This is a genomic window from Ruegeria sp. YTSA075 (genome assembly GCF_059610245.1).
Window position 1 is genome coordinate 27,877 of the sequence record NZ_JBXWNG010000011.1, and the last position, 23,616, is coordinate 51,492.

At 56.2% G+C, this 23,616-nt stretch carries 25 protein-coding genes; 13 read left to right on the forward strand and 12 right to left on the reverse strand.

Annotation, left to right across the window (positions count from 1 at the left end):
- Window positions 1-56: 56 nt before the first annotated feature.
- Window positions 57-1,160, forward strand: coding sequence for an alpha/beta hydrolase (locus tag AC2FGE_RS16880; protein ID WP_496820410.1), 1,104 nt, complete (start codon window positions 57-59; stop codon window positions 1,158-1,160).
- A complete protein-coding gene (locus AC2FGE_RS16885) occupies window positions 1,157-2,377 on the forward strand; it encodes an MFS transporter (protein ID WP_496820411.1) in 1,221 nt (406 codons plus the stop codon). The genes AC2FGE_RS16880 and AC2FGE_RS16885 overlap by 4 nt, the downstream gene beginning before the upstream one ends.
- On the opposite strand, the gene AC2FGE_RS16890 is transcribed toward AC2FGE_RS16885, so the two are convergent.
- Genes AC2FGE_RS16890 through AC2FGE_RS16900 form a run of 3 tightly spaced genes read right to left on the reverse strand, consistent with a single transcriptional unit; the run spans window position 2,374 to window position 4,657 of the window.
- Window positions 2,374-2,961: a Smr/MutS family protein gene (locus AC2FGE_RS16890; protein ID WP_496820412.1), complete on the reverse strand. Its 588-nt coding sequence runs from the start codon at window positions 2,959-2,961 to the stop codon at window positions 2,374-2,376. The genes AC2FGE_RS16885 and AC2FGE_RS16890 overlap by 4 nt on opposite strands.
- Complete coding sequence (gene mltA / locus AC2FGE_RS16895) at window positions 2,961-4,001, reverse strand: murein transglycosylase A (RefSeq protein WP_496820413.1); 1,041 nt, start codon at window positions 3,999-4,001, stop codon at window positions 2,961-2,963. Before mltA ends, AC2FGE_RS16890 begins: the two co-directional genes overlap by 1 nt.
- Window positions 3,998-4,657 (reverse strand): Tim44/TimA family putative adaptor protein, encoded by a 660-nt coding sequence (locus AC2FGE_RS16900; RefSeq protein ID WP_496820414.1) that lies wholly within the window; start codon window positions 4,655-4,657, stop codon window positions 3,998-4,000. The genes mltA and AC2FGE_RS16900 overlap by 4 nt, the downstream gene beginning before the upstream one ends.
- 108 nt (window positions 4,658-4,765) lie before the next feature.
- Here AC2FGE_RS16900 and AC2FGE_RS16905 point away from each other — a divergent pair, with 108 nt between their 5' ends.
- Both AC2FGE_RS16905 and secB read left to right on the forward strand, forming a co-directional pair.
- Window positions 4,766-5,266 carry an FxsA family protein gene (locus tag AC2FGE_RS16905; protein WP_496820415.1) on the forward strand — a complete coding sequence of 167 codons (501 nt, stop codon included), beginning with the start codon at window positions 4,766-4,768 and terminating at the stop codon, window positions 5,264-5,266.
- 54 nt (window positions 5,267-5,320) lie between these two features.
- Entirely contained in the window at window positions 5,321-5,821 is a 501-nt protein-coding gene (secB, locus tag AC2FGE_RS16910) for a protein-export chaperone SecB (protein WP_480550429.1), read from the forward strand.
- Window positions 5,822-5,845: 24 nt separating this feature from the next.
- On the opposite strand, the gene dnaQ is transcribed toward secB, so the two are convergent.
- From dnaQ to AC2FGE_RS16930, 4 genes are read right to left on the reverse strand one after another with little or no spacing between them, the layout of a single operon-like run.
- Window positions 5,846-6,568, reverse strand: coding sequence for a DNA polymerase III subunit epsilon (dnaQ, locus tag AC2FGE_RS16915; RefSeq protein ID WP_496820416.1), 723 nt, complete (start codon window positions 6,566-6,568; stop codon window positions 5,846-5,848).
- On the reverse strand, window positions 6,549-7,154 hold the full coding sequence (gene coaE, locus AC2FGE_RS16920) for a dephospho-CoA kinase (RefSeq protein WP_496820417.1): 606 nt from the start codon (window positions 7,152-7,154) through the stop codon (window positions 6,549-6,551). Before coaE ends, dnaQ begins: the two co-directional genes overlap by 20 nt.
- Entirely contained in the window at window positions 7,151-7,984 is an 834-nt protein-coding gene (locus AC2FGE_RS16925; RefSeq protein ID WP_496820418.1) for a shikimate dehydrogenase, read from the reverse strand. Before AC2FGE_RS16925 ends, coaE begins: the two co-directional genes overlap by 4 nt.
- The gene (locus AC2FGE_RS16930; protein ID WP_496820420.1) at window positions 7,981-8,580 is read right to left on the reverse strand and encodes a Maf family protein; all 600 of its coding nucleotides are present in this window, start codon (window positions 8,578-8,580) and stop codon (window positions 7,981-7,983) included. Before AC2FGE_RS16930 ends, AC2FGE_RS16925 begins: the two co-directional genes overlap by 4 nt.
- A gap of 404 nt (window positions 8,581-8,984) precedes the next feature.
- Between AC2FGE_RS16930 and AC2FGE_RS16935 the strand changes: the two genes are divergently transcribed.
- From AC2FGE_RS16935 to AC2FGE_RS16965, 7 genes are all read left to right on the forward strand, one after another.
- Window positions 8,985-9,434 carry a CopD family protein gene (locus tag AC2FGE_RS16935; RefSeq protein WP_496820421.1) on the forward strand — a complete coding sequence of 150 codons (450 nt, stop codon included), beginning with the start codon at window positions 8,985-8,987 and terminating at the stop codon, window positions 9,432-9,434.
- 122 nt (window positions 9,435-9,556) lie between these two features.
- Window positions 9,557-10,828: a transcription termination factor Rho gene (gene rho, locus AC2FGE_RS16940; protein WP_496820422.1), complete on the forward strand. Its 1,272-nt coding sequence runs from the start codon at window positions 9,557-9,559 to the stop codon at window positions 10,826-10,828.
- 29 nt (window positions 10,829-10,857) lie between these two features.
- Window positions 10,858-12,144 carry a tRNA uridine-5-carboxymethylaminomethyl(34) synthesis GTPase MnmE gene (gene mnmE, locus AC2FGE_RS16945; protein WP_496820423.1) on the forward strand — a complete coding sequence of 429 codons (1,287 nt, stop codon included), beginning with the start codon at window positions 10,858-10,860 and terminating at the stop codon, window positions 12,142-12,144.
- A 12-nt stretch (window positions 12,145-12,156) separates the two neighbouring features.
- Complete coding sequence (gene mnmG / locus AC2FGE_RS16950; protein WP_496820424.1) at window positions 12,157-14,025, forward strand: tRNA uridine-5-carboxymethylaminomethyl(34) synthesis enzyme MnmG; 1,869 nt, start codon at window positions 12,157-12,159, stop codon at window positions 14,023-14,025.
- Window positions 14,022-14,642, forward strand: a complete 621-nt coding sequence (gene rsmG, locus AC2FGE_RS16955; RefSeq protein WP_496820425.1) for a 16S rRNA (guanine(527)-N(7))-methyltransferase RsmG — start codon at window positions 14,022-14,024, stop codon at window positions 14,640-14,642. The genes mnmG and rsmG overlap by 4 nt, the downstream gene beginning before the upstream one ends.
- The gene (locus tag AC2FGE_RS16960; protein ID WP_496820427.1) at window positions 14,635-15,438 is read left to right on the forward strand and encodes a ParA family protein; all 804 of its coding nucleotides are present in this window, start codon (window positions 14,635-14,637) and stop codon (window positions 15,436-15,438) included. Before rsmG ends, AC2FGE_RS16960 begins: the two co-directional genes overlap by 8 nt.
- Before the next feature lie 21 nt (window positions 15,439-15,459).
- Window positions 15,460-16,356, forward strand: coding sequence for a ParB/RepB/Spo0J family partition protein (locus AC2FGE_RS16965; RefSeq protein ID WP_496820429.1), 897 nt, complete (start codon window positions 15,460-15,462; stop codon window positions 16,354-16,356).
- Here the strand turns inward: AC2FGE_RS16965 and AC2FGE_RS16970 are convergent.
- Genes AC2FGE_RS16970 through rph form a run of 4 tightly spaced genes read right to left on the reverse strand, consistent with a single transcriptional unit; the run spans window position 16,346 to window position 19,172 of the window.
- Window positions 16,346-16,699: a YbaN family protein gene (locus tag AC2FGE_RS16970; protein ID WP_480826176.1), complete on the reverse strand. Its 354-nt coding sequence runs from the start codon at window positions 16,697-16,699 to the stop codon at window positions 16,346-16,348. The genes AC2FGE_RS16965 and AC2FGE_RS16970 overlap by 11 nt on opposite strands.
- A 4-nt stretch (window positions 16,700-16,703) precedes the next feature.
- On the reverse strand, window positions 16,704-17,858 hold the full coding sequence (gene hemW / locus AC2FGE_RS16975; RefSeq protein WP_496820430.1) for a radical SAM family heme chaperone HemW: 1,155 nt from the start codon (window positions 17,856-17,858) through the stop codon (window positions 16,704-16,706).
- On the reverse strand, window positions 17,848-18,462 hold the full coding sequence (gene rdgB, locus AC2FGE_RS16980; RefSeq protein ID WP_496820431.1) for an RdgB/HAM1 family non-canonical purine NTP pyrophosphatase: 615 nt from the start codon (window positions 18,460-18,462) through the stop codon (window positions 17,848-17,850). Before rdgB ends, hemW begins: the two co-directional genes overlap by 11 nt.
- Entirely contained in the window at window positions 18,459-19,172 is a 714-nt protein-coding gene (gene rph, locus AC2FGE_RS16985) for a ribonuclease PH (RefSeq protein WP_496820432.1), read from the reverse strand. Before rph ends, rdgB begins: the two co-directional genes overlap by 4 nt.
- A 112-nt stretch (window positions 19,173-19,284) precedes the next feature.
- Between rph and hrcA the strand changes: the two genes are divergently transcribed.
- Both hrcA and AC2FGE_RS16995 read left to right on the forward strand, forming a co-directional pair.
- A complete protein-coding gene (hrcA, locus tag AC2FGE_RS16990; RefSeq protein WP_496820433.1) occupies window positions 19,285-20,349 on the forward strand; it encodes a heat-inducible transcriptional repressor HrcA in 1,065 nt (354 codons plus the stop codon).
- A 10-nt stretch (window positions 20,350-20,359) separates the two neighbouring features.
- Entirely contained in the window at window positions 20,360-20,923 is a 564-nt protein-coding gene (locus tag AC2FGE_RS16995; protein ID WP_496820434.1) for a nucleotide exchange factor GrpE, read from the forward strand.
- 58 nt (window positions 20,924-20,981) lie between these two features.
- On the opposite strand, the gene mutS is transcribed toward AC2FGE_RS16995, so the two are convergent.
- On the reverse strand, window positions 20,982-23,597 hold the full coding sequence (gene mutS / locus AC2FGE_RS17000; RefSeq protein ID WP_496820504.1) for a DNA mismatch repair protein MutS: 2,616 nt from the start codon (window positions 23,595-23,597) through the stop codon (window positions 20,982-20,984).
- Window positions 23,598-23,616 lie beyond the last annotated feature (19 nt).

The following is a 23,616-nucleotide window of genomic DNA, read 5'->3' on the forward strand; positions in this document are numbered from 1 at the left end:
GACGTGGGGGTAGAAATCGATAGCTTAGCGCCAAACCTTATTAAGGGTATTTTGCGTTGCGTTATCTGCTCATTCTATTTCTGATTTTCTTGGTTGGGGCATGTGTCGACAGAACCGTCACGGAAACCGTGCCCTCCGCCCTGTCAGTCGGTACGCCCAAGACCGTGTTCGCCAGCACTTCACGCGCAAAAGAACCGGATGGATCCTATGGGTTCCGGCGCGGCGACAGCCTGCGCTTTCTTGAAACCACTGTTTCAATCCCTCCGACCCATACACCCGGAACGCTTAAATTTTCATACGCCAACGCAAACCCGAAGAAAGAGTTTGTTCTGGCCAATGTAACCGAACTGGATGGCCCCAACGGGTTAAAAGAACATCTACATGGTCAGGACGACGTGACGATCTTTGTCCATGGCTACAACTCGACCCAGACCGAAACCCTGTTCCGTGCGGCCCAGCTGTCAAATGACATCGGGATACCCGGTTCCATCCTGGTTTATTCATGGCCCAGCCGCGCAACCGGGTTTGGCTATGCCTATGATCTGGACAGCACGCTGTTTGCGCGCGATGGGCTGGAACAAACCGTTCGCAGTTTGAAATCCATGGGTGTGAAACGTGTTGTTCTGGTTGCGCATTCCATGGGTGGCGCGCTGTCGATGGAGATGATGCGACAGGCTGAGTTGAAAGAACCTGGCTGGGCTAAAAGAAATCTGGAAGGTGTTGTTCTGATCTCTCCTGATCTGGATGTCGATCTGTTTCGATCTCAGATGACCCGTATCGCAAACCCGCCCGACCCGTTCATCGTGATGGTGTCGCAGAAGGACAAGATACTCAATATCTCAGCCCGCCTACGCGGGACGGCAGAAGGTGAGCGCTTGGGGAACATCAGCTCGATCGACGCGCTGGAAGAGTTTCCGATCAACGTGATCGACACAACTGCGTTCAACAGTGATGCGCAATCCTCGCATTTCGTGGCAGCCACTTCGCCAGCGCTTCTGGCGATTCTCGGCTCGGTCCGGCGCGTCAGCGGCACGTTCGGGCCGGATGACGGGCGCAGCCGGGGCATCAACACTCTGGTGCCTGAAGATCAACGCAACCCCGATGGCGCAACCGAAATTGTGCTGACCGAAACCGGACAGGCAGAGGTGACAACACCGTGACGCGGTTCAACCTGCGTCAATTCCTTCATGACAATGCAACCTGGCTCGGCGCTGGTCTTCTACTGACCTTCTTGTCGAGCTTTGGGCAGACGTTTTTCATCTCGGTCTTCGCGGGCGAAATCCGCGCCGCTTATGGATTAAGTCATGGGGCTTGGGGCGGGCTTTATTCACTGGGCACCTTGGTTTCAGCCGGGGTAATGATCTGGGCCGGGGGCCTGACGGATCTGTTCCGCGTCCGCGTTCTGGGGCCTGTTGTCCTTGCGGGTCTTGCCCTTGCCGCGCTTGCGCTGGCCTGGAATACTTGGGTGGCTCTTTTGCCGGTTGCCATCTTTCTGCTGCGCCTGTTCGGGCAGGGGATGAGTACGCATCTGGCACAAGTCGCCATGGCACGCTGGTTTACCGCATCGCGGGGTAAGGCCCTGTCAATCGCCTCACTGGGCTATTCCATCGGTGAGGCGCTGCTACCCCTTAGCTTTGTTGCCGCAATGGCCTTTGTGGATTGGCGCTGGCTTTGGGTTTTGGTGGCAGGTCTGATCCTGCTGGGTATCCCGGTCCTGTTCCGGCTGCTGCGTCAGGAACGAACACCCCAAAGCCTTGCGGATGAATATGCGGCAACAGGAATGCAAGGCCGTCACTGGACCCGTCGTGAGGCATTTTTACATCCGCTGTTCTGGTGCATGGCGCCAGCTATTCTGGGGCCCTCGGCGTTCATCACTGCCTTCTTCTTCCATCAGGTCCACTTGGCCGAAGTCAAAGACTGGGCCCATATCCAACTGGTGGCCTTGTTTCCGATCTTTACCGTCATTTCGATCATCTCGATGTTTGCGGCGGGATGGGCATTGGACAAATGGGGCACCGCCCGGATCATGCCATTCTATCAGATACCAATGGCGATGGGCTTTGGCGTCATGGCCTTCGCAGACACCATCGGTATCGCTTTGATTGGCTTGATCTTCATGGGCATCACTGGCGGGGCCCACAATACTTTGCCCAGCGCGTTTTGGGCCGAGTTTTACGGCACCCGACATATCGGGGCCATCAAAGCCCTGGCGACAGCGCTGATGGTACTGGGTTCTGCCATAGGACCGATTCTGACCGGTGTTTTGATCGACTTTGGTGTCCCGCTCAGCCTGCAATTCCTGTGGATCGCCGCGTTTTTCCTGCTGGTCTGCGCATCAGTTTGGTTTGGCATCCGGCGTGCGAGGGCTGGTTTCTAACGCGAGCGCCTCAGATAGACATAATAGGCCCCGTCTCCGCCATGGCTGATATGGGCCGGGGTCACCTGCATCACCGCCTGCGCAAGCGGCGGGATGGTCAGCCAGTGCGGCACCTGATTGCGCAGCACGCCGCGCGGGGTCGGGATTGGGCCAGGTTCGTCCCGGTCCTTGCCCTTGCCCGTGATTACCAGAACCAGCCGTTTGCCTTGTGCCTGCGCCGTTAGAACAAAGCGCACAAGCGCCGGATGTGCTGTTTCAATCCGCATCCCATGCAGGTCTAACTTGCCCTCAGGCTTAAGTTTTCCGCGCTTCATCCGGCCGAACGCCTTGGTATCCATCTGCACCGGCGCGGCGCGCAACGTTTCCGTAATTGACGGCTTCAAACTATTACCGGACGGTTTGCTTTGAAGGGTCTGGCCCAGCTCAAAGGTTTCGAGCCGAGGTTTCGGCAGCTTCTTGGGTGTCGGCTTCGGCAGGGTTGTCGGATGCACATTCTGGGGGACCTCAGGGTGCAAACGCTCAGCCTGTTTGGTGACCTTGCGCCAAAGCTCGATCTCGTCACTGGTCAGTTTGCGCTGGGTCATCAGAATTCATCCGGCAACAAGGCGTAAGCACGTTGAATGGGCAACAACAGGATCATCCGTCCCGGATCTTTCAGCCTACCTGCGGCTTTTCCGGCGTCGTCACCAGTCCCGAAAAAGATATCAGCCCGTTGTGCGCCTTTGATGGCCGATCCGGTATCCTGGGCGATCATCAATCGGCGCAGCGGGTTTGCGCCGTCCTTCTCGACCCAGACCGGCGCGCCCAATGGTGTATAAGCCGGATCGGCAGCAATGCTCCGCATGGTGGTGACAGACCGGTTCATGGCGCCCAGCGGCCCCAGCTCGGGTGCAACGCGGCTCACCTCGCGGAAGAACACGTAGGAGGGGTTGTGAAACAGCAACTCGGCCCCGGCCTGCGGGTTCTTACGCACCCAGGCGCGGATCATCTGAGCGCTGACTTCGTGCGACCCCAAAATCCCGCGCCGGATCAGTTCAACGCCGATGGACCGATAGGGATGACCATTGGCACCACCATAGCCAACACGCAGCGCGCCACCATCGGGCAGTTTTACCCGGCCCGAGCCCTGGATCTGCAGAAAGAAAAGTTCGACGGGATCATCGACCCAAGCGATTTCCAGGCCACGGCCTTTCATCACATCGCTTGTCAGGATTTCCCGGCGGCTCAGCCATGGTCCATCGCTTCGGGCTTCGGGCGGCATTTTGTAGATCGGATATCTGAAACGTTCTGTGCGAACCCTTGAACCATCGAGTTCTGGCTCAAAATACCCGGTGAACAACGCGTCCTCGCCATCCTCAACCAGAACCGGACGAAAGAACAGTTCAAAGAAAGTGCGTGCAGCTTCTGTGTCATAGCTGCGCGCAACACCGCAAAGCGCGCGCCAATCCGGATGTCCCAGATCACCACAGGTGTTCAGAAACACGGAAAGGGCCGCGCCGTGGTCATCCTCGGCCCAGCCCTGCAAGTCATCAAATGAAAGAATGGATCGCGTCACCTCTGCTCCGGTGGCGCTGGCGGTGGTCATTGCGCCCACCAGAAAAAGCGACCGGAGCGTTGCAATCATGCGTCCGTGGCAACAAGCAGCCAGTTCGGATCGTCCTTGCCCATCACGCGGGCAAAGGTCCAGCTGTCCTTTTGGCGTTTCATGGTGTTCGGGCTGCCCTCAATGATGTCGCCACCACGATCCCGCACGACCGAGGTCAACTCACCCACGAACTTCATGGTAATCTCGGCCTCGTTGGTGTCTTTGTCGAACTTCACATCCGTCAGAGTAGTTTCCCGTACGCCGATGAATTCCGCCTCGATCGTCAGGCCCTTGTCTTCGCGGTCGGCGACAACCGAAACAAAGGTGTCAAACACCTCTTCCGACAGGAAGGGCTGGATTTCATCCAGGCTGCCCTTTTCAAAGCCCATCACGATCATCTCATAGGCGCCGCGTGCGCCCTGAACAAACTCGCTGACTGAAAAGCTCGGCTCGATCCGCTTCATCGCGGCCAGAGTTTGCGCCTGATCGCTGTCTTCGGGCACATGGTCGGTGATGTCATGATCGGGGCCACCCTCGATCACCTCAAAATCACGGCGCGACGCGCTTGTATCGGGCTGTTGCGGGACAGGAGGCTTTTCGAAACCCTCACGCGAACCCAATACGCTTTTCAAGCGCAGGATCAGGAAAACGGCAATTCCGGCCAGGACCAGCAACTGGATCATGGGTTCGTTCATTTCATCCTCTTCTCAGAGCCAAGACTTTGTGTACACGGCCTCTTGCCACTATGTAGGTGACAGGGCGAGGCAAGTCCACAGCCTGGCCATATGGAAAGGATAGCGCAAATGTACCTGTTCTTGGCATTTTTGTTGGTACCCATCATCGAAATCGCCCTGTTCATACAGGTTGGCGGCCTGATTGGCCTGTGGCCAACGCTGGGAATTGTGGTTCTGACAGCGATTTTGGGCACCACTTTGGTGCGGACACAAGGTCGCATGGCGCTGGGACAGCTGCAGCAATCCTTTGCCACACTGGATGACCCGACCGAACCGCTGGCCCATGGCGCGATGATCCTGCTATCGGGCGCGTTGCTTCTGACGCCCGGCTTTTTCACGGATGCTGTTGGGTTTGCACTGCTTATCCCCGGTGTCCGGGTCGCGGTGTTCCGCTATCTAAAGTCCAAAGTCAAAGTCACGCAATTCCAGATGGGGTCAGGGGCAGGCTTTCAGACCCAGCGTGACCCTTTTGATCAGGGTGATGTGATTGACGGAGAATTTACCGAAGTGCGCCCCCGGAAAGACCCCTCAAAACCATCGAAATGGGTCGAAGGCCCCCACGAGCATTGAGGTGCCGCGCCCAAGTTGATAAGCAGTGGCGAATTTCATTTTTGGAGTAGATCCATGGCCGAAGAAAACGCTGCAGAAAACACCGCGGCACAAACTGCCCCTCAGGTGCAAATGCGCGTTCTGGGACAGTTCATCCGCGATATGTCCTTTGAAAACGTGATGGCGCAAAAAGGCGTGTCGGGTGACGTGCAGCCCGAAATTCAGGTTCAGGTGAACCTGGATGCCAAGAAACGCCCGAACGAACATCAGTTCGAGGTGTCGATCAAACTGAACCTGACATCCAAAGCCAAGGGCATGGATGATGTTCTGTTCATGTGCGAGCTGGACTACTGCGGCCTGTTCCACGTGGAAGGTGTGCCCGAAGACCAGATGCACCCGTTCCTGATGATCGAATGCCCGCGCATGCTGTTCCCGTTCCTGCGCCGCATTGTCAGCGATGTAACCCGTGACGGTGGCTTCCCGCCGGTGAACCTGGACAACATCGATTTTGTTGCGCTGTATCGCAACGAGTTGATGCGCCGTCAGGCAGCTCAGTCGGAAAAGACCGACGCCTAGGGTTTTGACCCGTGCCTGACGGGATCAGGCGCGGGTCCAAAGGGCGCTTTCGCCCAATTTCTCAACAAATGCCTCATGCGCAGCGCGTTCCTCATCGGTGATCCGTGAGGGCAGAGATGTCGTGCGTGGGCTTGGCCGCCAGTCATCTGCTCCACCCGGACCCGAGACAGCAGAGGTGGACAGGCCAAAATCGGGCTGACGACCACCGATCAATTCCAGATAGACCTCGGCCAAGATCTCCGAGTCCAACAACGCCCCGTGTAGCACCCGGTTCGAATTGTCGATGTTGAACCGTCGGCATAGCGCATCCAAAGACGCGGGCGAACCGGGAAAGCGTTTCCGCGCGATGGCCAGCGTATCAATTGCTTGATCCATCGGCAGCGGGGCCATACCCATCCATTTCAGTTCTGCGTTCAGGAATTTCATGTCGAACGAAGCGTTGTGGATCACCAGCTTTGCGTCGCCCACAAAATCGCGAAACCCCTGACCGACCTTTGAAAAAACCGGTTTGTCTTTCAGCGTGACTTCACCTTTTTCTGCCGGGCGCGGGGATTCCAACAGGTCAGGGCCGATGCCGTGTACACCAAACGCTTCTTCGGGCATGGATCGTTCGGGGTTGATATAGACGTGATAAGTCTCACCCGTGGCGACATGATTCCACAGCTCAACTGCGCCGATTTCCACGATCCGGTCCCCATTTTCGGGATCGAACCCTGTGGTTTCGGTATCAAGTACAATCTCTCGCATCTGCCATCCCCGCCCGTATCTGCCTGACCACATCCTGCACCTGTGCGCGGGCGTGGTCCAGAGTGTCAGTCTCGATCACATAATCCGACCGCGCACATTTTTCATCATTTGGCATCTGCTTGGCGCGGATCTGTTCGAACTGAGCCTCAGTCATCGTACCGCGCGCCATGACCCGGCGTTTTTGTTCCTCAGCAGGAATAGAAACGCAGGCTACCGCGTCCATGGCTTCGTTGCCGCCGGTTTCAAATAGCAGCGGGATGTCGAAGACCAGAATGTCCGCCGTTGCGTTTTCGCGGAATGCCGCACGGTCCGCCGCAACCAAGGGGTGGACAATGACCTCGATGGCTTTAAGCGCAGAGCCGTCCTGAGAAATGATCTGTTTCAAAGCATCCCGACTGACCGCTCCGTCGATGATGGCGTCAGGAAAGGTGGTGCTCATCGGCTCAACCGCTGCTCCGCCGGGCGCATAAAGCCGATGCACGGCTGCATCCGCATCCCAAAGCGCGCAGCCTTCGTTGACAAACATCTGCGCCGTGGTGCTTTTCCCCATGCCAATCGAGCCGGTCAGGCCAAGCGCGAAACTCATGCCAAAGCCGCCGCGCGGGTGTCGGCGTCAACCTCTGGCCGGACGCCGAACCAACGTTCAAACCCGGGAACCGCCTGATGCAGCAACATACCAAGACCGTCGACTGTGGTGCACCCGGCCTCTTCCGCTGTTTTCAACAGATTGGTTTTCAACGGTGCGTAAACCAGATCGGTCACCACAGCGCCGGGCTGTAACCCGTCCAGAGGTACCCGCAATTCCGGCTGACCTTGCATGCCCAGCGAGGTTGTATTGACCACAAGCTCCGCATTTTCAATAACATTTCCGGCCTGAACCCAATCGACCACGGTAATCCGCTGACCAAATTCTTCTTTCAGATGATCCGCGCGAGTGCGGGTGCGGTTGGTCAGCAGAATCTCAGGCACACCTGCATCGGCCAACGCCTGCAACACCGCGCGCGCCGCTCCGCCTGCGCCAAACACGACAGCTGGCCCATCCTGAGCATTCCAGTCTGGCGCACCGCTACGCAAATTCTCCATAAACCCATACCCATCGGTGTTGTCAGCTTGGATCGAACCATCCTCGCGAAACACCAATGTATTTGCCGCCCCGATCACCGTTGCCCTGTCAGAGACATGATCGGCAATCCGCAAAGCAGCTTCTTTATGGGGCACGGTCACGTTCGCGCCCACAAACCCGGCCTTGGGCAGGGTTCGCAACACGGTCTCAAGATCCGCAGGGGCCACATCCATCGGAATGTAGTGCCCCGGCAGCCCATAAGTCTTCAACCAATGCCCATGCAGCTTGGGCGACCGCGAATGCCCGATCGGATGCCCAATCACCCCGGCCAGAGGGACCTGATAGTCCGTCATTGATCGATCACCCCTTTGACAGCCAGATAGTTGAGCAGTTCCAACAGGGGCATACCCAAGACGTTAAAATAGTCCCCGTCAATGGCGGCAAGCAAGCGCGCACCTTCTTCTTCCAGCTTATAGGCCCCTACGGCGTGGCGAATGCTGTTCCAGTTCCGCTCAACATAATCACGCAGATAGGAGTCCGAACTCATCCGCATGCGCAAACGAACCTGACCCACATGCCGCCAGATCGGCTCACCATCCTGATAGATCACCGCTGCCGACAAAAGCATATGGCGCTTACCCCGCATGGCTTTGAGGTGTTTCAACGCATCCTTGGGCGTTTCGGGTTTCGATAGCAGCTGCCCGTCGAAATCCAACACCTGATCGCAACCCAAGACCATCGCGCCCGGAGATTTGTCGCTGACCTTTCGCGCCTTCATTTCGGCCAGCGCATCCGCGATGTCGCGGGGTGGGGCATCCTCAGCCAGCAACGCCCGCTTTATGGTATCCTCATCCACCCGCGCCACTTGCACAGTGAACGGCACGCCTGCGTTTTCCAGCAGCTGCGCGCGAATGGTTGAGCCCGAGGCTAAAATGATGGGGACAGACATGTGGACAACCCCGTGTGCAAATCCATGAGTGTTCAGGGACGCTTTGTATGGTTTTCAGATTGACACGCAAGCCCGGGAAAAACCCGCAAAACTTCCCTGAGTCGCTCAAACATTGTCCAGCCGGGACAAGGATAAGTCTGACACATGGGATAACTCTCTCCCCCATAGATATACAGGTAGTTATCCCCAGAATCTATAGAATGAAATTCATATAAGTATTTGTATAATATATAATATTTATAAAACTCACAGAATCAGCCCAATATCCGGCAAAACTATCCACCTGAGGAAAACCAAAGGGTAAAAAAGTAATCCACCAAAATTGATCGCACTACAAAACCATCATCCTTTCTTCTTTCTTATTTTTTTTATAGGGAGAGGGACGAACAACGTTCGGAGCCAAAATGACTGATCTTCTTTTCACGATCTACCCGTGGGTGAAGTCGCTCCATATCATGGCCGTGATCTCTTGGATGGCCGGTTTGTTCTATTTACCCCGATTGTTTGTTTATCACGTAGAGAAGGCGCAAGCGGTAGATGGCGCGCAAGAGATTTTCTTTGAAATGGAAGAAAAGCTGCTGCGCGTGATCATGGGACCAGCCAGTATTGTGGCTTGGGTCTGTGGGCTGATCATGGTGTTTACGCCGGGTATCGTCAGCTGGGATTTCGCGTGGCCATGGTTAAAAGGGGTGGCCGTGATTGGGATGACCTGGTTTCATCATTGGCTGATGGCCCGCCGCAAAGACTTTGTCGCGGGTCGAAACACGCTCACAGGGCGCCAGTATCGCATGATGAATGAGGTTCCCACCGTTTTGATGGTGATCATCGTTCTCTCGGTTGTTTTGAAGTTCTGACGGCCCGTTTGACTCTTTCCAAGTAAGCGCCTATCTAGACCGCAACACGCCCGTCCGGGCGGTGTATTTTCCGTACTGAAATTCCACTTCGTGCCGTGCAATCAGCGGTGAAGGTATATGTCATGACAACTGAATCCCTGAATCTGGCCGATCTGAAAGCCAAAAGCCCCAAAGACCTTCTGGCGATGGCCGAAGAGCTGGAGATCGAAAACGCCTCGACCATGCGTAAGGGCGAGATGATGTTCCAAATCCTGCGCGAACGCGCGGATGAGGGCTGGACCGTTGGCGGCGATGGCGTGCTTGAGGTTCTTCAGGACGGTTTTGGCTTTCTGCGCTCGCCCGAGGCAAACTATCTGCCGGGTCCGGATGACATCTATGTTTCGCCTGATATGATCCGCCTGCACTCGCTGCGGACAGGTGATACGGTTGAAGGTGATATCAAGGCACCTGATGAGAACGAGCGTTACTTTGCGCTGACCAAAGTTACCAAGATCAACTTTGAAGAACCAGAAAAAGCCAAGCACAAGATTGCCTTTGACAACCTGACGCCGCTATATCCGGACGAGCGTCTGAAGATGGAGATCGAGGATCCCACCATCAAGGACAAATCAGCCCGTGTTATTGATCTGGTCTCGCCGATCGGTAAAGGCCAGCGTTCTTTGATCGTGGCGCCTCCGCGGACCGGTAAAACGGTGATCCTGCAGAACATCGCGCATTCGATCGAACAGAATCACCCAGAGTGCTATCTGATCGTCCTACTGATCGACGAACGCCCGGAAGAGGTGACTGACATGCAGCGTTCAGTGAAGGGTGAAGTTGTGTCTTCAACTTTCGACGAACCAGCAACACGACACGTCGCCGTGTCGGAGATGGTGATCGAAAAAGCCAAGCGTTTGGTCGAACATAAACGAGATGTTGTTATTCTTCTTGATTCGATCACAAGACTTGGTAGGGCCTTTAACACTGTGGTCCCATCCTCGGGCAAAGTTCTGACCGGTGGTGTGGATGCGAATGCGCTGCAGCGGCCCAAGCGGTTCTTTGGTGCCGCGCGGAATATCGAAGAGGGTGGATCATTGACCATCATCGCCACCGCACTGATCGATACCGGCAGCCGGATGGATGAAGTCATCTTCGAAGAATTCAAAGGCACCGGTAACTCGGAAATCGTGCTGGATCGCAAGATCGCAGACAAGCGCGTGTTCCCGGCCATCGACATTCTCAAGTCCGGTACCCGGAAAGAGGACCTGCTGGTCGACAAGGGCGATCTGGCGAAGACCTTCGTTCTGCGCCGTATCCTCAACCCGATGGGCACCACCGACGCAATCGAGTTCCTGTTATCCAAGTTGAAACAGACGAAGACAAACGGTGAGTTCTTCGATTCGATGAATACCTGACACAGGTCTTACCAACGCGAGGCCTTCGAATGGATACGATATTCGCCTTGGCCAGCGCGCAGGGTAAAGCCGGGGTGGCGGTCATCCGCCTCTCGGGTCCCGATGCACATCGCGCTGCGGCTGAGATGTCAGGCGGTGCCCTGTCGCCGCGGGGTATGACGTTCCGCACCTTGCGTGATCCTGCGGATTCTCGTTTGGATGATGGTTTGATCCTGACCTTTCAAGCGCCAGCCAGTTTTACTGGCGAAGACGTTGCTGAGCTGCAGATTCACGGCAGTACGGCTACCGTAAACGCCGTTATGCGATGCCTGTCTGATATCGATGGCGTGCGCCTGGCTAACCCCGGAGAATTCACCCGGCGGGCTTTGGAAAACGGCAAGATGGACCTGACACAGGTCGAGGGCCTTGCCGATCTGATAGATGCGGAAACAGAAGCGCAGCGACAGCAAGCGCAGACCATATTGGCAGGCGAGTTGGGGCATCTTGCGGAACGCTGGCGGCGCGATCTGATCCGAGCGGCTTCTTTATTGGAAGCAGTGATAGATTTCGCTGATGAGGAGGTCCCAACTGACGTTACGCCCGAAGTTCGGCAGCTGATTTCTGGCGTTATCGAGGATCTTCAACGCGAGGCTGATGGTGTTCAAATTGCCGAACGTGTTCGAACCGGATTTGAGGTGGCGATTGTTGGATTACCGAATGCCGGTAAATCCACCCTGCTGAACGCGCTTGCAGGGCGTGAGGCTGCGATTACGTCGGAATATGCTGGAACCACGCGGGACGTGATCGAGGTGCGCATGGACCTCTCTGGTTTACCCGTGACGTTGTTGGATACTGCAGGTTTGCGAGAAACCGAAGACCATGTTGAAAACCTTGGCATCGAACGGGCGCGCAAACGTGCGGAAACTGCTGATCTGCGTGTTTTTCTTTCTGATAATCCCTCAGAACTTGGCGTATCGATTCAGGTGGGTGACATCTCGGTTCGACCGAAATCAGATCTTCGACCAGATATCGAAGATGGTGTTTCCGGGAAAACCGGGCAGGGGATTGATATGTTAGTCACCAATATATCGCGTGTGTTGGGTGAACGGACTACTAGTCATGGTATTGCAACACGGGAGCGGCACAGGATTGCGCTGATTGCTGCAAAGCGTGCTTTGGACAGTGCGATGTCGGTTCTGGAATCAGGCCCGGACCTGTATGATATCGCAGCAGAGGAGTTGCGTACTGCAATCCGGGCGCTTGAAACTTTGGTGGGCAGAATAGGTGTTGAGGACTTGCTAGATGAAATCTTCTCAAGTTTCTGCCTGGGAAAATAAGGAGTGTTTCACGTGAAACATTCGGGTTTTGATGTCATTGTTATTGGCGCAGGACACGCGGGAGCGGAGGCCTCGCATGCGGCTGCGCGTATGGGTGTGTCAACTGCGCTCGTGACCCTGTCCGCAACCGATATAGGTGTGATGTCCTGTAACCCTGCCATTGGTGGGTTGGGTAAAGGTCATCTGGTACGAGAAATTGATGCGCTAGACGGTGTCATGGGTCGCGTAGCAGATCGTTCAGGTATTCAGTTTCGGTTACTCAACCGCCGCAAAGGCCCAGCCGTTCAAGGCCCAAGAACGCAAGCTGACCGAGCGCTATATCGCGGGGCAATGCAAGCGGAAACGGAACAGCAAGAAAATCTGACCGTTCTGGTTGGCGAAGTCGTCGACTTCAAAATGGAAGGCGAGCGCGTCGCAGGTGTGATTCTTGGTGACGGATCCGAGGTTTCAGCACGCGCGGTTATCCTGACTTCTGGTACATTTTTGCGCGGGGTAATCCACATTGGCGATGTTTCGCGACCGGGTGGTCGGATGGGCGATCGCCCATCTAAAAAGCTGGCCGAGCGATTGGATAGCTATGACTTACCCATCGGCAGGTTGAAAACCGGCACGCCACCCAGGCTAGATGGTCGGACGATCAATTGGTCGGATCTGGATAAGCAAATCGGGGATGATGAACCGACGCTGTTCTCATTTCTATCGACATCGGTCATTGCGCCTCAAATCTCTTGCGGTATCACGCATACAAATGTCCGGACACATGAGATCATTGAAAAGAACCTCAGTAAATCGGCAATGTATGGCGGTCACATCGACGGTGTTGGCCCAAGATACTGCCCATCTATCGAAGATAAGATCGTTCGGTTCGCAGATAAGGATTCGCACCAGATTTTCCTGGAGCCAGAGGGTATCAATGATCACACGATTTATCCCAACGGTATCTCGACCTCATTACCTCAGGATGTACAGCAGGACTACGTGCGATCCATCAAGGGCCTTGAGCGGGCTGAGATTCTCCAGCCCGGCTATGCGATTGAATACGATTATGTGGATCCAAGGATTTTGACTGCCTCGCTGTCCCTTCCTTCTGTGCCGGGTCTATATCTTGCGGGTCAGATAAATGGAACCACAGGATATGAGGAAGCAGCAGCCCAAGGTATGGTCGCTGGACTTAACGCCGCGTTAGAGGTGCAGGGGAAAGAGCCCGTACATTTCACTCGAGCGGACAGCTATATCGGCGTTATGATCGATGATCTGACGACACGAGGTGTAGCTGAACCCTATCGTATGTTCACTTCAAGGGCTGAGTTCAGATTGTCACTAAGGGCGGACAATGCGGATCAGCGGTTGACGCCGATCGGTATGCGGCTGGGCTGTATTGGTGAAAAAAGATGTGCGCATTTCGAAGACAAGATGACGAAATTGGAGGGTGCAAAAGGTGTGCTCACCGAGCGTACTTACACCCCGAAAGAGATAAAAGCGGCTGGCATCAATGTGAATCAAGACGGAAATCGCCGCGATGGTTTGGCGATCCTGGCGTTTCCAGATGTGTCTTTTGAAGACATATTGCCATTGATCCCCGATATCGTCGATATCGCTCCGGAAATTCGCCAGCAAATCTCACGGGACGCGCTTTATGCCAATTACATTGCTCGGCAACAGCGTGATGTGGAAGCGATGAAACGGGATGAAGCTTATGTGATTCCGCGGGGTTTCGATTATCATACGCTGGATGGGCTGTCTGCGGAAATGAAACAGAAGCTTTCCAAGGCGCGCCCGGCTAACATCGCACAGGCCAGCCGGGTTGAGGGCGTGACACCAGCAGCACTTACACTGGTTTTAGCAAGGCTTCGTCGTGACGAAAGGTTGCGGCGGGCATGAGACCTGAATTCCTGGATTTTGGCGCCTTAGATGTTTCACGTGAAACACTGGAACGCCTCACAACCTACGTAGATCTGGTTGAGCGCTGGAACCCAAAGATAAACCTAGTTTCACGCAAGAGCCTGAAGGAAATCTGGAACCGGCATATCCTGGACTCAGTGCAGGTGTTCCGTTGCGCGGTGCCCTTTCAAACATGGGCTGATCTGGGAAGTGGGGGCGGGTTTCCAGGAATGGTCTGCGCGATTATGGCTGCGGACGAGGCGCCAGAAGCACGTTTTAAGTTTATCGAAAGCGATCAGCGCAAATCGGCTTTTCTGCGCAATGTCGCGCGGGAATGTGGTGTTCATTGTGAGGTGATCTCAAAGCGGATCGAGGCAGTTGATCCATTGGGTGTGGATATCCTATCGGCTCGGGCCCTGGCTGATCTAAAGACGCTTTTGTCATTTTGTGACAGACACTTAAGCGAACCTGGCCTAGCCTTGTTGCCGAAAGGCGCAAACTGGAAAAAAGAGATGGACGAGGCGCGTGAGGAATGGAAATTCGATGCGGAGCAAATTACAAGTTTAACTGAACCTCAGGCCGTTATCCTTAAGATCAAAGGAGTATCACGTGGTTGATTTGTCTCGTCCTTCCGGCCCCCGGATTATCGCGGTTGCTAATCAGAAGGGTGGTGTTGGGAAGACCACAACGGCAATAAACCTAGCGGCTGGGCTGGCCGAGGCCGGATGCCGGGTTTTGGTGGTTGATCTTGATCCGCAGGGCAACGCATCAACCGGGCTGGGTGTCGAAGACCGAGACTGGACAACTTATGACTTGATCCTCGACGAGGCGCCGCTTGAGGCAGTTGTTCAAGAGACTGAGATCGGTGGTCTGTTCGTCGTACCCGCGACCGTGGACTTGAGCTCGGCTGATATTGAACTGATTTCAAACGAAAAACGCAGTTATTTGTTGCACGACGCGTTGAGACAGACGTCGATCGATGAGTTTGATCTGGATTTTGTTCTGATTGATTGCCCACCTTCGCTGAATCTATTGACGGTGAATGCGATGGTGGCTGCACATTCGGTATTGGTTCCACTGCAAAGTGAGTTTTTTGCGCTGGAAGGTCTCTCTCAACTTATGTTGACGATCAGAGAGGTTCGACAGACCGCGAATCCAGACCTGAGAATCGAAGGTGTTGTGTTGACCATGTATGACAACCGCAACAATTTGTCCCGTCAGGTTGAAAAAGACGCCCGTGACAATCTGGGTGAGATGGTTTTTAAGACCAAGATACCAAGAAATGTGCGGGTCAGTGAGGCACCATCTTTTGCGTTGCCGGTTCTGCAATATGACTCTGGATCGCTTGGGGCGATGGCCTATCGGCATCTGGCGCGCGAAGTCATGCACAAAAACAATAAAGTCGCCGCTTAAGCGACAAGTCAGGAGGGTGTCGTGAGCGCCAAGAAAACAAAATCAAGGGGCCTGGGGCGTGGTCTGTCTGCTTTGATGGCGGACGTGACACAAGATGGAGATGGCCGTGTACCGGCAGAGCCGCGCCGCCCGGATATGACGATCCCGATTGAAAAGCTGAAGGCCAACCCCGACCAGCCGCGCCGTACATTTATGCCCGAGCAGCTGAACGAGCTTGCAGCCTCGGTTAAGGAAAAGGGCATCATCCAGCCTTTGATCGTACGGTCGATTGGCGAGGGGGCTTATGAGATTGTTGCGGGTGAGCGCCGCTGGCGCGCGGCACAAATGGCGCAACTACATGATATTCCAGTTATAATCCGTGATTTTGACGATACCGAAGTACTGGAAGTTGCGATTATCGAAAACATTCAACGTGCTGATCTGAACGCGGTTGAAGAGGCCGCTGGATACAAGCAGCTAATGGATCGGTTTGGTCATACACAAGAAAAAATGGCCGAGGCTTTGGGCAAAAGCCGCAGCCATATCGCAAACTTGTTGCGCCTTTTGTCTTTGCCAATGGATGTTCAGACGCTGGTGATCGAAGGCAAGCTGTCAGCCGGCCACGCGCGGGCGCTTATTACGGCTGAAAACCCATCTGAATTAGCAAAACGTGTTGTCAAAGATGGCTTGTCGGTTCGGGCGACCGAAGCGCTGGTGAAAAAGCAGCAGCAGGGGGATGCGCCCCGCACTGCGCCTCAGTCCCGCAATTTGAATGCAGATAAGGATGCAGATACACGCGCGCTGGAAAAGGATCTTTCGGCCATTCTGGCAATGAAAGTGGTGATCAACCACAAGCCGGGCTCTGAAAGTGGTCAGGTCGTTCTGACCTATGAAAACCTGGATCAGCTCGACGATCTCTGCGCGAAACTTAGCCGTTAGGGCGAGTCCATATAAAAGTCAGCACAGCGCTTAGGACTATCGCTTGGACGATCAGGACATAGGGCGGGGCGGCGACAATAACGGATATGCCGAACACGGCGGCGACGGAAACGGTTGCCGCCTTTTTTGCGGCTGGACGAATAGCGCCTGATCTTTGCCAATCTTCGATCATGGGCCCGAACAGCCGATGCGTCAGAAGCCAGTTGTGGAGGCGGGATGAGGATTTGGCAAAGAAAAATGCCGCCAGCAGAAGAAACGGAACCGTGGGCAATAGGGGAAGGACAATGCCAAGCATTGCCAGCGCAACACAGAGCAATCCGAATGTGGCCCAAAGATACCGCATGCACCTAGCTCAATAGCTCTCGGATGACAGCATTCAGAACGGCGCGCCCGTCTTTGGTTGCTGACACACGGTTTCCGTGTTGTGAGATCATGCCGATCTGCGTCAGGTGATCCAGCTTGGATTGCTCCAGCGGTTCTCCGGCCAATGCACGATACCGATCTATATCTAGTCCTTCTTTAATACGGAGACCCATCATAAGGTATTCACTTGCTTGATCTTGCAGGGGTAAGGCAGTGCGGCTTTTCTCTCCCGACCCGTTTTGCGCTGCGGTGAGCCACCCATTAGGCGACAGATAAGTTTCGGTCGCTAGTTTCTGCCCGGAAACGGTGATCCTGCCATGTGCGCCGGGGCCGATCCCGACATAGTCGCCATATCGCCAATAGATCAGGTTGTGCAGTGACTCGGCGCCGGGTTTAGCGTGGTTTGATACTTCGTAGGCGGGCAGGCCATGTGCGTCGCAAATCTCCTGTGTGGCAAGATACATATCTGCGGCGCTGTCATCTTCGGGTAGGCCCCGCAGTTTGCCGACCGCGTATCGGTCGCCAAAGGCTGTGCCGTCTTCAATTGTGAGCTGGTACAGAGACATGTGGTCGATAGCCATCGACAACGCATCGGTCAGTTCGGCTTTCCAAGCGTCCAGTGTCTGGTGTTGCCGGGCATAGATCAGATCAAAACTGACGCGGTCAAAACAAGTGCGGGCGATGTCGAACGCAGCGCGTGCCTCGGAGACTGTATGAATGCGGCCCAAACGGCGCAGATCTTCGTCGTTCAACGCCTGCACGCCCATTGAGATCCGATTCACCCCAGCGTCGCGATATGCTGAAAACCGGCCCGCTTCGACAGAGCCGGGGTTGGCTTCAAGCGTGATCTCCATGTCGTTGGCCGGGTGCCACAGAGCGCGAGCCTCGTCGATCACGGCGGCGACGGTGTCAGGGGCCATCAGTGAAGGTGTGCCGCCGCCAAAGAAGATCGTGTTCAGAACCCGATCAGCCGTTTCGGCGGCCGAACGCTTTAGTTCGCTCAGATAACTCTCAAGCCATTGTTTTTGATTGATTTCACGGGAAACATGACTGTTGAAATCGCAATAGGGGCATTTGGCCTCGCAAAAGGGCCAATGCACATATAGGCCAAAGCCCCCGTTGCGCCAATCATCCGCCAAAGCAGCCTTTCACGAACATCTCCACCGCGCGACCGCGATGGCTGATCTTGTTCTTTTCCCAGCGATCCATCTCGGCATAGGTAATGTTGTAGCCTTCGGGGACAAACATTGGGTCATACCCAAACCCGTCCTTGCCACGGATCGGCCAGACCAGATGACCGGGCGCGACGCCTTCGAACACCTCATCATGCCCGTCGGGCCATGCCAGAACCAGCGTGCAGCGGAATTGAGCCAGGCGGGGATGCGCGGCGTTTTTGGCTTCCAGCTCATTATGCGCACGGGTCATCGCCATCAGGAAATCGCGGCCATTGCCGGTTTCGGCCCAATCGGCAGTGTAAACACCCGGCGCTCCGTCTAGGGCGTCGATTGTGATCCCGGAATCATCCGACAGGGCAGGCAGACCCGTTGCTTTGGCGGCAGCATGAGCCTTGATCCGGGCATTGCCGACAAAGGTGTCTTCAGTCTCTTCCGGTTCGGGTAGGTCCATTTCCGCCGCGCCAACAACTGTCACGCCAAAGGGCTCAAGCAGATGCGCCATCTCCTCAAGCTTGCCCTTGTTGTGGGTTGCGACCAGTAACCTGCCCCCGTCGAACTTACGGGTCATGCGGTGGCGGCTTTCTGGGCGGTGGCCAGTTCAGCCACGCCTTTTTCAGCCAGATCCATCAGCTGATCCATTTGCGCGCGGCTGAAGACCGAGCCTTCGGCGCTCATCTGAACTTCGATCAGTTTGCCGGAGCCGGTCATGATGAAGTTGCCATCGACACCTGCTTCGCTGTCCTCAGGGTAGTCCAGATCGAGTACCGGTTGACCCGCATAGATGCCGCAAGACACCGCAGCGACGGGATCGACCAGAGGGTCGGAAATAACGTCTCCCGTCTTCATCAGCCTGTTGACCGCCAGACGCAGAGCAACCCAACCCCCGGTAATTGAGGCACAACGGGTGCCGCCATCCGCCTGGATGACGTCGCAATCAACGGTGATCTGTCGTTCACCTAGGGCAACCCGGTCAACGCCGGCGCGCAGGGCACGGCCGATCAGGCGTTGAATTTCAACAGTACGCCCACCCTGCTTGCCCGATGCAGCCTCACGCCGCATCCGCGTGTTGGTTGCACGGGGAAGCATACCGTATTCGGCAGTGACCCAACCAAGGCCCGAACCCTTGATGAAAGGAGGCACGCGATCCTCGATCGTGGCGGTGCACAGTACATGGGTGTCGCCCATTTTGATCAGGCACGACCCTTCGGCATGTTTGGTGAAGCCCGTCTCGATGGAAACGGAGCGCATTTCGTTTAGATCACGTCCTGAGGGTCGCATGAAAAATCCTTTGTTTGCTGGTTTGGGGATACCGCCCCGTAGCGTTACGATGCAACCCCGATTGACCTTTCTTGTGCCTGCTATTTAATGGCTGTCCAGCAAGGGTGCGCAGATGAGCGAAGCGAGCAAAATTCTGAGTGAGATGAACGACCGGTCGCGTGAGGTTTTCCGACTGATCGTCGAAAGCTATCTGGACAGCGGTGAGCCAGTCGGCAGCCGCACCCTGACACGCACCCTTTCGGAAAAAGTCAGCGCGGCGACCGTGCGAAATGTGATGCAGGACCTGGAGTTTCTGGGCCTGCTGGACAGCCCCCATGTCAGCGCGGGACGCATACCAACGCAACAGGGGTTGCGGATGTTTGTGGATGGGTTGCTGGAAGTTGGTGATCTGGGCGCTGATGACCGTCAGAAACTGGATGAGACTTTAGGCTCTAACGCGGGCGATGTTGGCGGGATGCTCGACCGCGTAGGATCGGCTTTGTCACACGTGACACATGGAGCGTCGCTGGTCCTGACGCCCAAGCATGAATCCGAGATCAAGCATATCGAGTTTGTTTCACTCGCCCATGATCGTGCGTTGGTGGTTCTCGTCTTTGCCGATGGTCATGTGGAAAACCGGCTGTTCACGCCGCCGCCGGGGCAAACACCCAGCTCGATGCGTGAGGCGGCGAATTTTCTGAATGCGCTGATCGAAGGGCGAACGCTTAGCGAGGTGCGCCGCCAGATGCAGTCCCAGATTGTTGCCCGAAAGCAGGAGATCGATGTGCTGGCACGCGCGATGGTCGAAAGCGGAATGGCGGTCTGGGATGGCGACGGGTCTGATTCCGCGCGTCTGATCGTGCGCGGGCGGGCGAATCTGTTGGGAGAACCCGGTCAGGAAGAGGAGTTAGAGCGCATCCGGTCGCTGTTTGACGATCTGGAACGCAAGCGCGACATTGCGGAATTCCTTGAATTGGCTGAAGAAGGCGAAGGTGTGCGCATTTTTATTGGCTCTGAGAACAAACTTTTCTCACTTTCGGGTTCCTCTTTGGTGGTGTCTCCATATATGAACGCTGATCGTAAGATAATCGGTGCGGTTGGGGTCATCGGGCCCACGCGTCTGAATTATGGACGGATCGTGCCGATCGTGGATTATACGGCGCAACTGGTCGGCAAGCTGATTTCCGACCGGAGCTAGAGGGTAAGAGATGGCAGAGCCCAAGAACGAAGATTTTCTGGATGACATCGCAACCGCCGAGGCGGAAGAGCTGGCCGAGGACCTGATGGACATCAGTGAAGAGGCGTTGGAGATTGACGCGCTGCGTGCCGAGCGGGACGATTACAAAGACAAGTTCATGCGTGCGCTGGCGGATGCCGAAAACGCGCGTAAGCGTGGCGACAAGGCGCGTCGGGATGCGGAACAGTATGGCGGATCAAAGCTGGCCCGCGATATGCTACCGGTATACGACAACATGAAACGTGCGCTTGAGGCGGCGACCGATGAGCAGAAAGAGGTTGCTGGCCCTCTGTTGGAAGGCGTCGAACTGACCATGCGGGCGTTGAAAGATGTTTTTCAGAAGCACGGGATCGAGGTGATCACGCCCGAAGTTGGCGACCGTTTCGATCCGAATGTGCATGAGGCGATGTTTGAGGCCTCGGTGCCGGGAACGCGTGCGGGTGATATTATTCAGGTGTCCGCCGAGGGGTTTATGCTGTACGACCGGTTGTTGCGCCCGGCGCAGGTTGGCGTGTCGTCGACACCTGCGAGCTGATTGGCCTCTGCGAGGCCAAGCCTCCGGCGGAGGTATTTTTGAACAGAAGAAGAGGCGGTCAGGGTTTGGCCGCTTCTTTCAGTTTATAGATCAGGTCAAGCGCTTCGCGTGGGGTGAGTTCGTCGGGCAGAATCTTGGTTAGCATGTCGGTGACTGGAGAAGTTTTGGTGGCCGGCGGTGGCGCGGGAGGCGCGGCTGAGAACAGCGGCAGGTCGTCGATCAGGGCTTTTTGCTTGCCGCCTTCTCGCTCGGTTTTTTCCAACTGATCGAGGACGACACGGGCGCGGTCGACAACTGAGGCTGGAAGGCCAGCCAGTTGCGCGACCTGTACACCATAGGACCGGTCGGCGGCGCCTTTATGGACCTCATGCAGGAAGATGACCTCACCTTCCCATTCCTTCACGGCCACGGTGGCGTTGTCGACGCCTTTGAGTTTTCCGGCAAGCGCGGTGAGTTCGTGGTAATGGGTGGCAAACAGGGCGCGGCATTGGTTGGCCGCGTGCAGATGCTCCAACGTGGCCCAGGCGATGGACAGGCCGTCATAGGTGGCGGTGCCTCGGCCAATCTCATCCAGGATTACCAGCGCGCGGTCATCGGCCTGGTTTAGGATGGCGGCGGTTTCGACCATTTCCACCATGAAAGTTGAGCGGCCCCGTGCCAGATCGTCTGACGCGCCAACGCGGCTGAACAGCTGGCTGACCACGCCGATATGGGCCTGTTCGGCTGGAACATAGCTGCCCATTTGGCCGAGCAGCGCGATCAGGGCGTTCTGGCGCAGGAAGGTGGATTTACCGGCCATGTTGGGACCTGTGAGAAGCCAGATGGCGGCCCCGTCATCGGCGCTCAGGTCACAGTCATTGGCGATGAAGGCGTCGCCACTTTGCTGGCGCAGCGCGTGTTCAACGACCGGATGGCGACCACCTTGCACGTCGAAGGCGCGGGAGATGTCGACTTGCGGTCTGCACCAATTCTCACCGCGCGCCAGATCGGCCAGCGCAGCGGTCAAGTCCAGCTCAGCCAGCCCTCGGGCGGCTTGGTTGAGGCGGGCGGCGAGGGCCAAAATTTCATCAGAAAGCCTTTTATAGAGCCGCTTTTCGATCTCAAGCGCCAGATTTCCAGCATTCAGGATACGGGTTTCGATTTCCGAGAGTTCGACAGTGGTAAACCGCACCTGATTGGCGGTGGTTTGGCGATGGATGTATGTCTCGGAGAACGGCGGGCTCAGCATCTTCTCGGCATGGGTGGCCGTGGTTTCGATGAAATAGCCCAACACGTTGTTATGCTTGATCTTCAGCGAGGTGATACCGGTGTGTTCCGCGTATTTCTGCTGAAACCCGGCGATGACGGATCGGCCTTCGTCGCGCAGGGTACGCGCTTCGTCCAGTTCGGGGTCAAAGCTGGGGGCGATGAAACCTCCGTCGCGGGCCAGCAGGGGTGGTTCGGCGACCAAAGCCTCATCCAGCAAGTTCAGGAGGTCGTCAAAGCCAACGAGGTTTTGCAAGGCAGTTGCCAGCAGGACTGGAAGATCCTGCCCCTCGCAAATGCCCGCAATTGCGGCGGCTTGTGTCAGGCCGTTGCGGATGGCGGCTAAATCGCGGGGCCCGCCGCGCTCGAGGGATAAGCGGGACAAGGCGCGGTCCAGATCAGGGGTCTTGCGTAGGGCCTCGCGCAGGTCCGAAGCGATCAGGCTGTCTTCGGCGGCAAAGCTGACAGCGTCGAGACGGGCATGGATCACATCTAGGTTGCGCGACGGGCTTGAGAGGCGTTGTTCCAGCAACCGTGCCCCACCCGGCGTGACCGTGCGGTCGACCACCGACAACAACGATCCGGCGCGCCCGCCCGACAGCGATCGGGTCAGTTCCAGATTGCGGCGCGTGGCGGCGTCGATCTGCACCACGCGGTCCTCGGATTCCTTCATTGGCGTTTGCAGAAGGGGCAGTTTGCCTTTCTGCGTGATCTCAAGATAGTCGATCAGGGCACCCATGGCCGACACTTCGGCTCGTCCAAATGAACCGAAGGCATCCAGAGCGCCGACGTTGAACAGCGCGCAGATGCGTTTTTCAGCCGCGGTGCTGTCGAAACTGGCGCGCCCGATTGGGGTTAGTGAGATCCCCAGATCGCGGATGGGCTCCTGCAATGTCTGATCGGATCCATCGGCCACGATTAATTCGGACGGGGCCAGACGTGCCAGTTCGGGGCTAAGGCGTACCGAAGTCAAGGGCATCACGTGGAATGCGCCCGTGGATATATCGGCCCAGGCCAGCGCGGCCTCATCCCGGACCTCGGCATAGGTGGCCAGAAAGTTGTGGCGGCGGGCCTCCAGCAGAGCATCTTCGGTCAGCGTGCCTGGCGTCACCAAACGCACGACATCGCGCTTTACCACCGATTTAGAGCCTCTTTTCTTCGCCTCGGCCGGGCTTTCCATCTGTTCGCAGACGGCCACGCGGAACCCTTTGCGAATGAGGGTCAGTAAATAACCCTCGGCCGCATGAACTGGGACACCGCACATCGGAATGTCGTCGCCATTGTGTTTGCCGCGCTTGGTCAAGGCGATGTCCAACGCTTCGGCGGCGTTGACGGCATCCTCGAAGAACATCTCGTAGAAATCACCCATGCGATAGAACAGCAGCGCATCAGAATGGGCCTCTTTGATCTCAAGATACTGCGCCATCATTGGCGTGACTGTGGACAAA